The 13,570-nt window shown below is 72.0% G+C and carries 18 protein-coding genes and 1 tRNA gene; 15 read left to right on the top strand and 4 right to left on the bottom strand.

The genetic code is table 11. The annotated features are described in order from the left end of the window. Positions 1-54: 54 nt before the first annotated feature. From NI25_RS19975 to NI25_RS19965, 4 genes are all read left to right on the top strand, one after another. The gene (locus NI25_RS19975; RefSeq protein WP_061443747.1) at positions 55-402 is read left to right on the top strand and encodes a hypothetical protein; all 348 of its coding nucleotides are present in this window, start codon (positions 55-57) and stop codon (positions 400-402) included. A 78-nt stretch (positions 403-480) separates the two neighbouring features. Continuing rightward, positions 481-603, top strand: coding sequence for a hypothetical protein (locus tag NI25_RS40505; RefSeq protein ID WP_267886337.1), 123 nt, complete (start codon positions 481-483; stop codon positions 601-603). A gap of 177 nt (positions 604-780) precedes the next feature. Further along, positions 781-1,077, top strand: a complete 297-nt coding sequence (locus NI25_RS19970) for a type II toxin-antitoxin system VapB family antitoxin (protein ID WP_003999914.1) — start codon at positions 781-783, stop codon at positions 1,075-1,077. A gap of 137 nt (positions 1,078-1,214) precedes the next feature. Continuing rightward, the gene (locus tag NI25_RS19965) at positions 1,215-1,829 is read left to right on the top strand and encodes a LytR C-terminal domain-containing protein (RefSeq protein ID WP_061443746.1); all 615 of its coding nucleotides are present in this window, start codon (positions 1,215-1,217) and stop codon (positions 1,827-1,829) included. Between the two features lie 16 nt (positions 1,830-1,845). Here NI25_RS19965 and upp read toward each other — a convergent pair whose 3' ends face one another. Further along, a complete protein-coding gene (gene upp, locus NI25_RS19960; protein WP_061446998.1) occupies positions 1,846-2,481 on the bottom strand; it encodes a uracil phosphoribosyltransferase in 636 nt (211 codons plus the stop codon). A gap of 141 nt (positions 2,482-2,622) precedes the next feature. On the opposite strand from upp, the gene NI25_RS39730 reads away from it, so the two are divergent. The 8 genes from NI25_RS39730 to NI25_RS19920 all read left to right on the top strand — a co-directional run bounded on the left by NI25_RS39730 (position 2,623) and on the right by NI25_RS19920 (position 7,334). Continuing rightward, positions 2,623-2,895: a hypothetical protein gene (locus NI25_RS39730; RefSeq protein WP_061443745.1), complete on the top strand. Its 273-nt coding sequence runs from the start codon at positions 2,623-2,625 to the stop codon at positions 2,893-2,895. A gap of 339 nt (positions 2,896-3,234) precedes the next feature. Continuing rightward, the gene (locus NI25_RS19950; protein ID WP_061443744.1) at positions 3,235-3,780 is read left to right on the top strand and encodes a hypothetical protein; all 546 of its coding nucleotides are present in this window, start codon (positions 3,235-3,237) and stop codon (positions 3,778-3,780) included. A gap of 68 nt (positions 3,781-3,848) precedes the next feature. Continuing rightward, positions 3,849-4,280: a tRNA adenosine(34) deaminase TadA gene (tadA, locus tag NI25_RS19945; protein WP_061446997.1), complete on the top strand. Its 432-nt coding sequence runs from the start codon at positions 3,849-3,851 to the stop codon at positions 4,278-4,280. Positions 4,281-4,415: 135 nt separating this feature from the next. Then, positions 4,416-4,500 (top strand) — tRNA-Ser (locus NI25_RS19940). Positions 4,501-4,543: 43 nt separating this feature from the next. Then, positions 4,544-4,765: a hypothetical protein gene (locus NI25_RS38665; RefSeq protein WP_164418939.1), complete on the top strand. Its 222-nt coding sequence runs from the start codon at positions 4,544-4,546 to the stop codon at positions 4,763-4,765. After that, positions 4,765-5,058: a Dabb family protein gene (locus NI25_RS19930; RefSeq protein WP_061443743.1), complete on the top strand. Its 294-nt coding sequence runs from the start codon at positions 4,765-4,767 to the stop codon at positions 5,056-5,058. The genes NI25_RS38665 and NI25_RS19930 overlap by 1 nt, the downstream gene beginning before the upstream one ends. A gap of 179 nt (positions 5,059-5,237) precedes the next feature. Beyond that, positions 5,238-6,077 (top strand): RNA polymerase sigma factor SigF, encoded by an 840-nt coding sequence (locus tag NI25_RS19925; protein ID WP_061446996.1) that lies wholly within the window; start codon positions 5,238-5,240, stop codon positions 6,075-6,077. 291 nt (positions 6,078-6,368) lie between these two features. Next, on the top strand, positions 6,369-7,334 hold the full coding sequence (locus NI25_RS19920) for an RNA polymerase sigma factor SigF (protein WP_061443742.1): 966 nt from the start codon (positions 6,369-6,371) through the stop codon (positions 7,332-7,334). Between the two features lie 117 nt (positions 7,335-7,451). On the opposite strand, the gene NI25_RS19915 is transcribed toward NI25_RS19920, so the two are convergent. Continuing rightward, positions 7,452-7,649, bottom strand: coding sequence for a hypothetical protein (locus tag NI25_RS19915; protein WP_061443741.1), 198 nt, complete (start codon positions 7,647-7,649; stop codon positions 7,452-7,454). Between the two features lie 205 nt (positions 7,650-7,854). Between NI25_RS19915 and NI25_RS19910 the strand changes: the two genes are divergently transcribed. The 3 genes from NI25_RS19910 to NI25_RS19900 all read left to right on the top strand — a co-directional run bounded on the left by NI25_RS19910 (position 7,855) and on the right by NI25_RS19900 (position 11,889). Continuing rightward, complete coding sequence (locus NI25_RS19910) at positions 7,855-8,358, top strand: MarR family winged helix-turn-helix transcriptional regulator (protein WP_061443740.1); 504 nt, start codon at positions 7,855-7,857, stop codon at positions 8,356-8,358. A 9-nt stretch (positions 8,359-8,367) separates the two neighbouring features. Then, positions 8,368-10,959, top strand: coding sequence for an MFS transporter (locus NI25_RS19905; protein ID WP_078884671.1), 2,592 nt, complete (start codon positions 8,368-8,370; stop codon positions 10,957-10,959). A 108-nt stretch (positions 10,960-11,067) separates the two neighbouring features. Next, positions 11,068-11,889 carry a YceI family protein gene (locus NI25_RS19900; RefSeq protein WP_061443738.1) on the top strand — a complete coding sequence of 274 codons (822 nt, stop codon included), beginning with the start codon at positions 11,068-11,070 and terminating at the stop codon, positions 11,887-11,889. On the opposite strand, the gene NI25_RS19895 is transcribed toward NI25_RS19900, so the two are convergent. Then, positions 11,872-12,633 (bottom strand): GAF and ANTAR domain-containing protein, encoded by a 762-nt coding sequence (locus NI25_RS19895; protein ID WP_061443737.1) that lies wholly within the window; start codon positions 12,631-12,633, stop codon positions 11,872-11,874. The genes NI25_RS19900 and NI25_RS19895 overlap by 18 nt on opposite strands. A gap of 18 nt (positions 12,634-12,651) precedes the next feature. Further along, on the bottom strand, positions 12,652-13,377 hold the full coding sequence (locus NI25_RS19890) for an ANTAR domain-containing protein (RefSeq protein ID WP_061443736.1): 726 nt from the start codon (positions 13,375-13,377) through the stop codon (positions 12,652-12,654). Positions 13,378-13,570 lie beyond the last annotated feature (193 nt).

Below are 13,570 nucleotides of genomic sequence, written 5' to 3'. Positions count from 1 at the left end.
GGATCTCGCCCCCGGCGCGATGGACGGCGTACGCCGGGCGGGGACACGAGTGGAGTGAGACCCGCACCGCACGCCGGCACCACCGTCCGCTCCGGACGCCTCGGCGCCTGTCTGCGGGTCCTGGTCCTGCTGCTCGTCCTCGTCGTGCCCGGCACCCACGTGACGGCCCAGGCGGTGCCGGTCGCGCCGGTGTCCGGCGCGGGCGGCACCGCGGCGGAGTACGACCACCTCGACACCGCCCTGCGCACTCCGGGCCGGAGCGGCCGGCGTGCTGTCGTGGTCCGGCCGGTCCCACCGTTCCGCACGGCGGGCCGGCGTCGTACTCCCCTGCGCATCGACGCTCGTACCGACAGCGCCGCCGCCCCTTCCCGCGGCCCGCGTTCCGTGGTTCTGCGCTGCTGACCGCGCCGGACCGGCCCGGCCGCCGGTCCTCCGAGCACCGGAACGAGCACGCGAAGCACCAGGAACGAGGAATCCGCCATGCCCGACGACCCCTACGCCGTCCTGCGCGCCGAGGCCGCCCGCCGCACCCCCGAGCCCGGAACCGAGCCGCAGACAGCCGGCGAGCAGCGGCTCCCCTCGCCGGAAAGCGGGCGCGGCTGACGCACCGCGCGGGGCGGCGGAGGCGGGTCCCGTCCCGTCTCCGCCGCCCCGGGGGAGACACCGCGCCGCCGATCTCGCGGCCCCGTCGGTGTTTGGTCCCCTTTGCGGCGTCTTTTCCGGCTCCGCACTCCGGCGCCATGGCTGCGCCCGCAACGCCCGGGCCGGTAGGCTTTCCGTGTGATCTTCAAGCGCATCGGAAACGGCCGGCCGTACCCCGACCACGGCCGGGAAAGCACCCGGCAGTGGGCGGACGTCGCTCCGCGCCCGGTCCGCCTCGATCAGCTCGTGACGACCAAGGGGCAACTCGACCTGGAAACGCTCCTGGCCGAGGACTCCACCTTCTACGGCGACCTCTTCGCGCACGTCGTGAAGTGGCAGGGCGATCTGTATCTGGAGGACGGACTGCACCGCGCGGTGCGGGCCGCGCTGCAGCAGCGACAGGTGCTGCACGCCCGCGTTCTCGAACTCGACTGACCGGGCCCGGCGGGCCCCGCGCTTGACCCTTTCGGGTTGCCTTGCCACCCGACTGCGGAACGTCGACTGATCATCTAATAGGCATCGTCGCTCCCGCGCACTACGCTGCGCCCATGAGCATGCTGACTCCTCCCGGCATGGGTGGCCAGTACAAGATCACGGGGGACAGGTACCCGCGGATGCGCCCGGCCCGGCGACGCGGCCGGATCGCGGTCGCCGCCGTCGCCTGCGTCACCGTTCTCGGCGTGCTCGGCTGGGGCACGCTCCAGCTCATCGACGTCTTCACCGGCGGCGACAAGGCCTCGGCGGCCGGTGCCGCGGGCTGTGCCACCCCCGCGAAGGCGAGCGCCTCGCCCGCCGCCGTGGTGCTGCCGAAGCCCGGTCAGGTCACCGTCAACGTGCTCAACGCGACGACCCGCAGCGGCCTGGCGCAGAAGACCGCCGACGAGCTGAAGAAGCGCGGCTTCCGTGTGGGCGACGTCAGCAACGCGCCCAAGGAGTACGACAAGAAGGTCGCCGGCACGGGCGTCCTGCTCGGCCCGGCCGCCTCGGCGAAGACCGTGCTGCCCGTGCTCGGGACCCAGCTCCCCGGCGCCGAGCGCCGCACCGACGCGGCCCGCAAGGGCGCCGCCGTCGACCTGATCATCGGCAACGGTTTCAAGGGGCTGGCGAAGCCCGCGGACGCCGACGCGGCGCTGGCCGAGCTGACCGCGCCGCGGCCGACGCCCGCCGCGGAGAAGAAGAGCTGCTGAGCGGCGGTACGAGGTACTACTCGGCCGCTCCGTACATGCGGTCGCCCGCGTCGCCGAGGCCCGGGACGATGTACCCCTGCTCGTTCAGGCGCTCGTCGACCGAGGCCGTCACGACCGTCACCGGAGTGCCGGCCAGCTCGCGCTCCATGAGTTCGACGCCCTCGGGGGCGGCCAGCAGCACCACCGCCGTCACGTCGTCGGCGCCGCGCTTGATCAGCTCCCGGATGGACGCGACCAGGGTGCCGCCGGTGGCCAGCATCGGGTCCAGGACGTACACCTGGCGGCCGGACAGGTCGTCCGGCATGCGCGTGGCGTAGGTGGAGGCCTGGAGCGTCTCCTCGTTGCGCACCATGCCCAGGAAGCCCACCTCGGCGGTCGGCAGCAGCCGGACCATGCCGTCGAGCATGCCGAGACCGGCCCGCAGGATCGGCACGACCAGCGGGCGCGGGTGGGAGAGCTTGACGCCGGTGGTCTTCTCCACCGGCGTGTGGATGTCGACCTGTTCGGTGCGCACGTCGCGCGTGGCCTCGTAGGCGAGCAGGGTGACCAGCTCGTCGGCGAGACGGCGGAAGGTCGCGGAGTCGGTGCGCTGGTCGCGCAGCGTGGTGAGCTTGTGGGCGACCAGGGGGTGGTCGACGACGTGGAGACGCATGTCCACCACAGTAACCGGGCTCCGTGGGGGCGGCGTCCCCGCGGGCGGGAGCAAGGCCCGCGACGCGGCTCCACTCGTTCGCGGGCGTCAAACCGCCCGACCGGGGGAAGGTGGGAGGGACGGACGCTGGGTGGTGAGACTGTGCCTGACCGGGACTTCCACGACACGCCGTCCCCCGGAGCGGACCGGGGGACGGGGCACGGGACGGAGCCGGGTGCGGCGCCGGGGCGGCAGCCGGACGGCGGGCCGCCGCGGGAAACCGAGGCGGAGCGGGAGGCCGAACGGCGTCGGCGCCGGGCCCAGTTCCTGCGCGATCTGGCGGAGGCCCGCCAGTTGCGGGACCGCGTGCAGCCGCGCCGCGCCAAGACCGCCCGGCTGCGGCACGCGATGCGCATGCGCACCTTCCGCTGGTAGCCCCCGGGCCCCCTTCGCCGCACGGCGAACTTCCTGAGCCGGCCGGGGAAGATCGTGCGCCGCGCCGACGTTGGTCGTGACGGACGGACGCGGGGACCGCGAGAATCCGCGTACGATCCGCACGTGGCGGCGACGAGAGCGCTGCTGGCCGGCTGCCCGGGTACGCACTTCCGGAACGCAGGTCAAAACAGCCGGACACAGGGCGCCGAAGACGTCCCCTGAGTGCCTTGTTTCTGCCACGATTCCGAGTGGGTGGGGCTCGGAGAACCGCTCCCCCGCCCGCAGCCTCCGCCGGGGGGATCCCCAACCGGCACCCCTAGGACCAGTGGGAGAGTCACGGTGTACTTCGCCGCACTGCTCGCGCGCACCGAAGACGGGTGGGAAGCGAGCGACACAGAGCTCGACGATGTGGAAACCCTGTCGGATCTTGCCGACCTGGCCCGGGAGGCCTCTCCCGACGAGGACACGGTGCTCGTGCTGATCGAGCAGGAGGACGCGTGGTTCGGAGTCGTCCGGGTGGACGGCGAGGAGGATCCCCGTATCTACGTCTCGGACGCCGCCGCAGCCGCCCGCAGCAGCTACGGCGAGATCCTCCTCACCGACGAACTGCTCGGCCGCGAACCGGGTGACGGCGCCGACGACCTCGACGCCCTCGACCTCGACGGCACGGAGGACGGCGAGTCCGACGACGACGAGGACGGCGGCGACGGCTCCGACGGGGCCGTCGGCTCGGGCGAGGCCGTGCCGCACGGGCCGGTCGGCGACGCCGAGATCCTCGACGACCTCGGCATGAGCGAGAAGGAACTGCGCTCGATGTCCGGGGACGCGGTCGGGGAGATCGCCGAGGCCCTGGGTGCCTCCGACGTCCTGGAGACCGTCCGCTGACCGCGCCGGCCGAGGAAGGCCCCGGGGCGGTGCCGCACGATCCGGTGCGCGACCGGTGGCGGGCCGCGATGCGGCTCGCCCTGGCCGAGGCCGGGCGGGCCGCGGAGGACGGGGACGTGCCCGTGGGCGCCGTCGTACTGGCGCCGGACGGCCGCACCGTGCTCTCCGCCGGGCACAACGAACGCGAGGCCACCGGGGATCCCACGGCCCACGCCGAGGTACTCGCGATCCGGCGGGCAGCGGTGGAACTCGGCGAGTGGCGGCTGGTCGGCTGCACGCTCGTCGTCACCCTGGAGCCGTGCACGATGTGCGCGGGCGCCCTCGTGCAGTCCCGCGTGGACCGCGTGGTCTACGGCGCCCGCGACGACAAGGCGGGCGCCGCCGGATCCCTGTGGGACCTGGTGCGCGACCGGCGGCTCAACCACCGTCCCGAGGTGATCGGGGGCGTGCTCGCGGACGACTGCTCCCGGCTCCTCACGGACTTCTTCCGCGACCCCTGACCCGGTCCGGACGCGGTCCGGGACGGGGTCCGGGACCGCGTCCGGGACGGCCACCCGTACGGCCGTGTGTACGGCCGTTCGTCGGCCGCAATACCGATTTCAGAGCATGCCGCTCCGTGCTGTAAGGTCTGTCTCGGTAGCGTGTCCGAGCGGCCGAAGGAGCTCGCCTCGAAAGCGAGTGTGGCGCAAGTCACCGAGGGTTCAAATCCCTCCGCTACCGCTTCTGAAGGGTCCCGTCGAAAGACGGGACCCTTCGTGCGATCATGAGCGACCGAAAGGCGTGGGTCGAAGGGACAGGGGAGGCCGCGGTGGCGGTGAACTCGAAGAAGATCGCCGTCTATGTGGTCGTGGTCTTCGTGCTGTACGTGATCATCACTGATCCGGCCAAGGCAGCCGACTACGTGCAGATAGGTTTCCAGGGCATCTCGGACGCGGCGGGCGCCGTGGGCGACTTCATGACCTGGGCCGCCAACGGAGGAAAGTGATGATCCGCCACCTTGTGCTGTTCAAGCTGAACGACGGCGTCGAGCGCGACGACCCGCGCGTCGTGGAGGGCGTCGAGGCCTTCCGGGCGCTCGGCGGCCAGATCGAGGAGCTCCGCTTCTGGGAGTGCGCCTGGAACATCAGCGACCGGCCCATCGCCTACGACTTCGCCATCAACTCGGCCGTGGACGACGCCGACGCGCTGAAGCGTTACCTCGAACACCCGGCGCACCAGGCGGGCGTCGCACTGTGGCGGGAGTTCGCCACCTGGGTGATCGCCGACTACGAGTTCTAGGACGGCCTCGGGCCCCTCGGCCTCTCCGGCCCCGCACCAGCCCGGTGCGGGGCCGTTCTGCGTTCACTCAACACGACGTTATGCGGTGCTTGCACACAGTGGACATGTCTTGTGATGCTATGACCGCTTTTGACGGATGAGTTACGGAAGAGTTGACAGATCACGAGGTGGAGTTGACCGTGCCGGCCAGTACTGCGCCTCAAGCACCGCCCGCACCGCCCGCCCAGGCCCAGGAGGCACCCGCGCCGCAGCGCAGCCGGGGCGCCGACACCCGGGCGCTGACCCAGGTGCTCTTCGGCGAGCTGAAGGACCTCACCCCGGGCACGCCGGAGCACCACCGGGTACGCGCGGCGCTCATCGAGGCCAACCTCCCGCTGGTGCGCTACGCCGCCGCCCGCTTCCGCTCCCGCAACGAGCCGATGGAGGACGTCGTCCAGGTCGGCACCATCGGCCTCATCAACGCCATCGACCGCTTCGACCCGGAGCGGGGCGTGCAGTTCCCGACCTTCGCCATGCCGACCGTCGTCGGCGAGATCAAGCGGTACTTCCGCGACAACGTCCGCACGGTGCACGTACCGCGCCGGCTGCACGAGTTGTGGGTGCAGGTCAACAGCGCCACCGAGGACCTGACCACCGCGTTCGGGCGCTCCCCGACCACCGCCGAGATCGCCGAACGGCTGCGCATCACCGAGGAGGAGGTGCTGTCCTGCATCGAGGCGGGACGGTCGTACCACGCCACCTCGCTGGAGGCCGCCCAGGAGGGCGACGGGCTGCCCGGACTCCTCGACCGGCTCGGCTACGAGGACCCGGCGCTGGACGGGGTGGAGCACCGTGACCTGGTGCGTCACCTGCTCGTCCAACTCCCCGAGCGCGAGCAGCGGATCCTGCTGCTGCGCTACTACAGCAACCTCACCCAGTCCCAGATCAGCGCGGAACTCGGCGTCTCCCAGATGCACGTCTCGCGGCTACTGGCGCGTAGTTTCCAGCGGTTGAGGTCGGCGAACCGGATCGACGCGTAAGCTCGGCCAAGACTCCGGCGGAGTCGAAAGCGCGAGCGAGGGGTCACCGGCGAGAGCGAATCACTCACCAGGGCCGTTGCGGACGGAATCGGGCTGAAAGCCCATCAGACCCCCTGTTTCCAGGGGGTATTCGCGTCTCGGATGTCGACATGTCACTACAGCGCGTTGCCGACATGTGACATTCTGCCGGAGACGCGTTTGCCGGAGCTCCGGCTCCGGTATTCAGGTGAAGGCTGCGTTCCCGGCGTGGGAGCGCGTGCCGCGACCGTCCCGCGACCCAAAGGGGGTGGCATGTCCGCAGAACAGGGCAGCTCGAAGGTGCTCGCGCTCGCGGAGAGCGAGACCGCGCCCGACTCGATCGAGGCGCTCGGCCCCGTCGAGCCCGTCGGCCCCATCGACTCCGTCGGCACGATCGACTCCGTCGACGGCGACCGGGCCGGTGAAGCCGTGCCGGACCTCGACGCCGTGCCGGCCCAGGCGCTTCCGGCCACGGAGGCCATCGACACCCGCACCCTGTCCCGCTCCCTGTTCCTGCGGCTCGCCGCCCTCGACGAGGACAGCCCCGAGCGTGCCTACGTCCGGGACACCCTGATCGAGCTCAACCTCCCGCTGGTGCGCTACGCCGCCGCGCGCTTCCGCTCCCGCAACGAGCCGATGGAGGACATCGTCCAGGTCGGCACCATCGGCCTGATCAAGGCGATCGACCGCTTCGACTGCGAGCGGGGGGTCGAGTTCCCGACGTTCGCCATGCCGACCGTCGTCGGCGAGATCAAGCGGTTCTTCCGCGACACCTCGTGGTCGGTGCGCGTCCCGCGCCGCCTCCAGGAGCTGCGCCTGGCCCTGACCAAGGCCAGCGACGAGCTGTCCCAGAAGCTGGACCGCTCCCCGACCGTGGGCGAGCTGGCCGCCGTCCTCGGCGTGTCCGAGGAGGACGTCGTCGACGGACTGGCCGTGGGCAACGCCTACACCGCCTCCTCGCTGGACTCCCCGGCCCCGGAGGACGACGGCGGCGAGGGCTCGCTGGCGGACCGCCTGGGCTACGAGGACACGGCGCTGGAGGGCGTGGAGTACCGCGAGTCCCTCAAGCCGCTGCTGGCCAAGCTGCCGCCCCGGGAGCGGCGGATCATCATGCTGCGCTTCTTCGCCAACATGACCCAGTCGCAGATCGGCGAGGAGGTCGGCATCTCGCAGATGCACGTCTCCCGGCTGCTCACCCGGACCCTGTCGCAGCTGCGCGAGGGCCTCATCTCCGACTGAGCCCGCGCCGCGGGAGAACCCGTATCGACAGCACGGCGACCGCCGTGGCACCTCGGGGGTGCCGCGGCGGTCGCCTTCGTATGTGCCGGTACCGCGCGCTGCGGCCCGGTGCCCGTCCTAGCCGAGCGCCAGCCAGGCCACGGCCGCGACGACGACCACGGCGGCCAGGATGCCGACGATCAGGCCGACGCGGGGCCCGGACGAAGTGGCGGGGGCAGCCTGCCGGCTCTGCGGGGCGTCGTCGACGAACGCGCGGAACATCTGGGTGCTGCCTGCGGGGTCGTTGGTGCCCTGGGGGCCCTGGGTGTTAGCCATGGGCCGAGACACTAGCGAATCCGCGGGTGCGGCCCAAGTGCGGGGCCGCCGAGCCCTCTTGACCCGGCCCACCCCTTATCACCTGCGCGTTTACTATCGCAATACTTGCCTTTGCCAACTTTTTATGCCGCACCCCCCGTTTTTGTTTGCCTGTAGCAACTAACGGAACTTATGGTTGCCCTAAGCAACGAATCGGGAGGTGCGCATGGCCGGGAAGGCGCAGTACGAGGAGCTGATCCGCCAGTTCAGCGCCTTCGGCGCCGTGAAGCGGGAGATGGGACGGCTGCTGCCGTCCGACTGTCCCGGCGGGTCCGTCGCCGTACTGACACTGCTCGGCCGTCACGGGGACATGCGCATGAGCAAGCTCGCGGAGCTGCTCGCCGTGGACATGTCGGTGACCAGCCGCCACGTCGCCCACGTCGCCGAGCGGGGCTGGATCGAGCGCTTCCCCGACCCCGCGGACAAGCGCTCGCGCATTCTGCGCCTGACGCCCGCGGGGCAGGACCAGCTCGACGAGATCGCCGAGCGGACCACCCAGCTGCTCTCCCACCGGCTGAGCGACTGGTCCGACGACGAGGTCGGTCAGCTCTCCCGGCTCATGGCCCGCCTCAGGGCCAGCTTCGACGACTGCCGGGCCCCCGCGGCCCGGCCTCCCGCACTGTCCGGGGACGAAACGTCCACCCGTACACCCGCGATCACCATCAAGTAAAGGAAGTCCATGGCAACGACCACACCGGCCGGTGTGCGGGCTCATGCCAAGCACGGGGGAGGCTCCGACGGAGACGCTCCGATGACGCACCGGCAGATCATGGAGGCACTGTCCGGGCTGCTGCTCGGCATGTTCTGCGCGATCCTGTCCTCGACCATCGTCACCAACGCCCTGCCCGAGATCATCGGGGACCTCGGTGGCGGCCAGAGCGCCTACACCTGGGTCGTCACCGCCTCACTGCTGACGATGACGGCGTCCACCCCCCTGTGGGGCAAGCTCGCGGACCTGTTCAGCAAGAAGGCCCTGGTCCAGATAGCCCTGATCGTCTTCGTCATCGGCTCCGTCGTGGCCGGTCTGGCGCAGAACCCCGCGATGCTGATCACCGCGCGGGCCATCCAGGGCCTGGGCGCCGGCGGTCTGTCCGCCCTGGCGCAGATCATCATGGCCGCGATGATCGCCCCGCGTGAGCGCGGGCGCTACTCCGGCTACCTCGGCGCCACCTTCGCCGTCGCCACCGTCGGCGGCCCGCTGCTCGGCGGCGTCATCACCGACACCAGCTGGCTCGGCTGGCGCTGGTGCCTCTACGTCGGCGTGCCCTTCGCGATCCTCGCGCTGGTCGTGCTGCAGAAGACGCTGCACCTGCCCGTGGTCAAGCGGAAGGTCAAGGTCGACTGGGCCGGCGCCTTCTTCGTCACCGCGGCCGTCTGCCTGCTGCTCATCTGGGTGACCTTCGCCGACGACAAGTACTCCTGGATGTCCTGGCAGACCGGCGTCATGGTCGGCGGCGCGATCGTGCTGACGCTGCTCTTCCTGCTCGTCGAGAGCAAGGCGAGCGAGCCGATCATCCCGCTGCGGCTGTTCAGGAACCGCACCATCACCCTGGCCTCGCTGGCCTCGCTGTTCGTCGGTATCGCGATGTTCGCCGGCACCGTCTACTTCAGCCAGTACTTCCAGCTGGCCCGGGACAAGTCCCCGACCATGTCGGGCGTCATGACGATCCCGATGATCGGCGGCCTGTTCGTCTCGTCCACGGTCTCCGGCATCATCATCACCAAGACCGGCAAGTGGAAGCGCTGGCTGCTGTCCGGCGGCGTGCTGCTGACCGCGGGCCTGGGCCTGCTCAGCACCATGCGCTACGACACCCCGTACTGGCACATCGGCATCTTCATGGCGCTGATGGGCCTCGGCGTCGGCATGATGATGCAGAACCTGGTGCTCTGCACGCAGAACCAGGTGGACCCGGGCGACCTGGGCTCCGCGTCCTCCACGGTCACCTTCTTCCGGTCCCTCGGCGGCGCGGTGGGCGTCTCGGTCCTCGGCTCCATCATGTCGACCCGGATCAGCCACTACGCCACCGACAGCATCGGGCAGCTCAAGCCCGAGGACCAGATGGCGGCCGGCAAGGCCCTGGGCTCGGGCCAGATCCCGGACATGGACCTGCTCCCCGCGCCCATCCGCACCTGGCTGGAGAGCGCCTACGGGCACGGCATCGCCGACATCTTCCTGTACGTCGCGCCGATCGCCCTGCTCGGCTTCCTGGTGACGCTGTTCATCAAGGAGGTGCCGTTGCGCACCAAGGGCGCCCTCGCCCAGGCGGCGGAGTCCTCGGCCGAGTCGGCCCCGCCGGTGGCGGGCGCCCCCGCGGAGGCCGTCCGCGTCGCCGACGAGCCGGTTCCCGCCGGTGCGATGGCGGCCGTGTCGGCCACGCAGTCCGGTGACCCGGCCGCCTCGGCCGTCTCGGACACCGCGGTCTCCCCGGCAGCCGGACCGGCGGCCACCCAGCGGCTCGCCGCCGTCGCCTCGGCGACCGGTTCCGGTGAGCCCCAGGCCCCCGTCTCCGGCGGCATCGCGGTGCGCGGTTTCGTCCGCGGCGCCGAGTCCGCGCCGGTCCCGCAGGCCGCGGTCACGCTGATCTCGCTGGCCGGCCGCCAGCTCGGCCGGTCCGTCGCCCAGGCCGACGGCTCCTACGCCGTCGACGCGCCGGGCGCCGGGTCGTACGTGCTGATCGCCTCCGCCGACGGGTTCCAGCCGCAGGCCTCCACCATCGTCGTCAACGACGAGCCGGTCGCCTACGACATCCTGCTCAGCGGCACCAGCGGGCTCACCGGCCTGGTGCGGGCCGTGGAGAGCGGGCTGCCGGTCAAGGACGCCATGGTGATCGTCACCGACGTGCGCGGCGACCTGCTGGCCAGCGCCACCACCGGCGAGGCGGGCGAGTTCGCCTTCACCGAGCTGGTACCGGGCACGGTGACCGTCGCGGTCAACGCCGCGGGCTACCGGCCGCGCGCGCTGCCCCTCGAGGTCGGCGGCACCGGAGTCACCCGGGTCGAGGTCGACCTCCAGGCCGGTGCCCAGGTCCAGGGAGTGGTGCGGGCCCCGCACGGTCCGCTGGCCGACGCCCGGGTCACCCTGGTCGACGCGGCGGGCAACGTGATCGGCACGGCCACCACCGGTGCGGACGGGGCGTACGCCTTCACCGACCTGGACGCCGGTGAGTACACCGTCATCGCGACCGGCTACCCACCGGTGGCCACCGCCCTGACGGTCGCCGGCCCCGGTGCCGACGGCCACGACATCGAGCTCGCCCACCCCGGCGAGTAGCAGGGCCCCGGCCCGTGGTGGCGTGCGCGCTCCGAGCGGAGGTGCGCCCGCCCCCACGGGCCGGCTTCTTTACGACCACTTTCTGAGCCTTTGCAGGGAGAAAACGGGATGGGACTGACCGCGAGGATCCGAACGCGGGACGGATGGGCCGTGTCGCACGCGGTCGTCACGGTGACCGACATGACCGGCGTCCAGGTACTGCGCGCCGAGGCGGACACCGAGGGCACCGTGCGGGACACCACCCCGCTGGCGCCGGGGGCGTACACCGTGATCGTCACCGCGGTCGGCTACGCGCCCGCGGCCTCCAGCGCCATCGTCACCGCGAGCGGCCGGGCCGAGGTCGGCACGGTCACGCTGGCCCGCCAGGGCGGCACCGAGCTGCCGCCGCCGGGACCGTGGACGGTCGACCCGGCGCACTCCGGCGTGGCCGCCGTCGCCCAGCACCTGGGCATCTCCAGCGTGCGCGGGCGGTTCACCGACTTCGCCGCGACCGTCGAGATCGCGCCGGACGACGTCACCAAGTCACGGGTGGAGGCGGTGATCCAGGCGGCCTCCATCGACACGGGCAACGGCATGCGCGACACCCATCTGCGTTCGGCCGACTTCCTGGACGTCGAGCGGTTCCCGGAGATCACCTACCGCTCCACGGGCGTGAGCGAGGCCGGGCCCGACCGCTGGACCGTCCACGGCGAGCTGGGCCTGCACGGGGTCGTCCGCGAGGTCGACCTGGACCTGGCCTACCTCGGCACCGGCGCCGACCCCTGGGGCGGCACCCGGGCGGCCTTCCGTGCGACGACCGAGCTGCACCGCGAGGACTTCGCCATGAACTACAACCAGGTCGTGCAGGCCGGCATCGCCGCCATCGGCACCACCCTCAGGGTCGAGCTGGACATCCAGGCGGTCCAGGGGGAGTCACTGCCGACGGTGTGAGGCACCGCCGGACGCCCGGGCCACCACCTGGGCGCACAGGTCGCGGAGCTTGACGTTCCGGTCCTGTGAGACCCGGCGCAGCCGCTCCATGGCCCGGTGGGCGTCGATGCGCTCCCGGGCCATGAGCATGCCGACCGCCTGGTCTATGACGCTGCGGGAGAGCAGGGCGGTGCGCACGTCCGACGCCGAGGCCCGCTCCCGCTCGATGCGCAGGGCCTCGTTCACCGCGTCCGCGGCCCGCTCCGCGAAGGCGCGGGCCGCGTCCCGTCCGGGGGCCAGGGAGCCGGGCTCGACGCCGTAGAGATTGAGCGCGGCGCCCGTCTCGCCCTCGACGGCCAGCGGCAGCGCCAGCACACAGCGCACTCCGGTGGCCAGTGCGTACTGCGTGTACGGGGGCCAGCGGGTCTCTGCGGCCAGGTCCGGGGAGTACTGGGCCTCGCCCGACTCGGCGGCGTCCACGCAGGGGCCCGAGCCGTTCTCGTACTGGCGCAGGTCCAGGCCGCCGGGCAGGCCGGTGCTGCCCGCCAGCGTCATCAGCCGGTCGGCGCGGCGCACCGTGACGGAGCAGGCGTCGGCGCCGGGCACCCGCTGGACCGCGCGGTCGGTCAGGTCGCGCAGCAGCGTGTCCAGGCCCTGGGTGCGCGCGAGGGCGTGCTCAAGCGTCTCCGTGCGAGGGCTCGAGCCAGGGTCCGGGCTCGAGCCGGAGCCCGTGCGGGGGTCCGGGTCCGTCGTCTGCGAGGTCATGACCGTACGGATGTCCCGTCATCGCTCGGTCACGCCTCGGCCGCCCGGCGCGGAGTGGGCGTCGACGATGCGGCGGGCCAGGTCGCGCAGTTTCACGTTCTCCCGCTGCGACGCCTTCACCAGCGACTCGAAGGCACCGGCCGCGTCGATGTTCAGACGCTCCATCAGGATGCCGGTGGCCTGGCCGATCAGGTCCCGGGTGCGCATCGCCTCGGTGAGCTGCTCGCGCACGGTCGCCGAGTCCAGGGCGAGGGAGACGTGCGCGGTGAACAGCCGCCCGATGCGGGTGGCGTCCTCGTCGAAGGCCTGCGGCTTGCGGGCGTACGCCGTCAGCACGGTCAGCCGGCGCCGGTCCGCGCGCAACCGCAGGGACAGTGCCGAGCGCAGGCCGAGCCCGGACAGGGCGTTGCCGCCGCCGTCCGCCTCGCTGTCGTCCGTGCGCACCACGGGCGTCGTCCACAGGCGCTCCCAGTCCGGGTGCGGGGTGTGGCCGCCCTGGCCGCCCTGGCCGCCCTGCCGAGGCTCGGCGGCGAACCGTACGGTCTCGTCCGTCCAGGCGAGGGTGCGCAGGCGGCCGCCGCGCTGGATCTCCGAGATGCCCGCGTGCTCGGCGTCGGGCAGCAGGCGCACCGCCAGGTCGACGGCCGTGTGCAGGGTGTCCGCGGGGGTGCTCGTCCCGTGCAGGTCCCGGGCCGCCGCCGTCAGGGCGTCGGCCAGCTCGAAGCCGACCGGAAAACGCGGCAAATCAGTAAATTCGGACGCAGCCACCACGAACCTCTTCAGCGTGCGCGGCCTCACGGCCGTGCGCAGGAGAGCTCCGCAGCACATTCCCGACTGCGAGCACAGGACGAACAGCACTTTAGCTGCTTGGTTGCGTGCCGGTGACGCTCGGCCGACGGACGGGGCGGGCGAGTGGCCGGACGGCCTCCCGCGCCTT

It is taken from the genome of Streptomyces sp. CCM_MD2014, from assembly GCF_000772045.1.
Taxonomy (GTDB): domain Bacteria; phylum Actinomycetota; class Actinomycetes; order Streptomycetales; family Streptomycetaceae; genus Streptomyces; species Streptomyces salinarius.
The sequence above is the reverse complement of the archived record's forward strand: the minus strand, read 5'-3'. Positions and strand labels throughout refer to the sequence as shown.

Coding starts and splice junctions, on each gene's coding strand:
- NI25_RS40505 (WP_267886337.1), top strand. CDS start 481: ATGCCCGACGACCCCTACGCCGTCCTGCGCGCCGAGGCCGCCCGCCGC.
- NI25_RS19965 (WP_061443746.1), top strand. CDS start 1,215: ATGGGTGGCCAGTACAAGATCACGGGGGACAGGTACCCGCGGATGCGC.
- upp (WP_061446998.1), bottom strand. CDS start 2,481: ATGCGTCTCCACGTCGTCGACCACCCCCTGGTCGCCCACAAGCTCACC.
- tadA (WP_061446997.1), top strand. CDS start 3,849: ATGCGGCTCGCCCTGGCCGAGGCCGGGCGGGCCGCGGAGGACGGGGAC.
- NI25_RS38665 (WP_164418939.1), top strand. CDS start 4,544: ATGAGCGACCGAAAGGCGTGGGTCGAAGGGACAGGGGAGGCCGCGGTG.
- NI25_RS19930 (WP_061443743.1), top strand. CDS start 4,765: ATGATCCGCCACCTTGTGCTGTTCAAGCTGAACGACGGCGTCGAGCGC.
- NI25_RS19920 (WP_061443742.1), top strand. CDS start 6,369: ATGTCCGCAGAACAGGGCAGCTCGAAGGTGCTCGCGCTCGCGGAGAGC.
- NI25_RS19915 (WP_061443741.1), bottom strand. CDS start 7,649: ATGGCTAACACCCAGGGCCCCCAGGGCACCAACGACCCCGCAGGCAGC.
- NI25_RS19910 (WP_061443740.1), top strand. CDS start 7,855: ATGGCCGGGAAGGCGCAGTACGAGGAGCTGATCCGCCAGTTCAGCGCC.
- NI25_RS19905 (WP_078884671.1), top strand. CDS start 8,368: ATGGCAACGACCACACCGGCCGGTGTGCGGGCTCATGCCAAGCACGGG.
- NI25_RS19900 (WP_061443738.1), top strand. CDS start 11,068: ATGGGACTGACCGCGAGGATCCGAACGCGGGACGGATGGGCCGTGTCG.
- NI25_RS19895 (WP_061443737.1), bottom strand. CDS start 12,633: ATGACCTCGCAGACGACGGACCCGGACCCCCGCACGGGCTCCGGCTCG.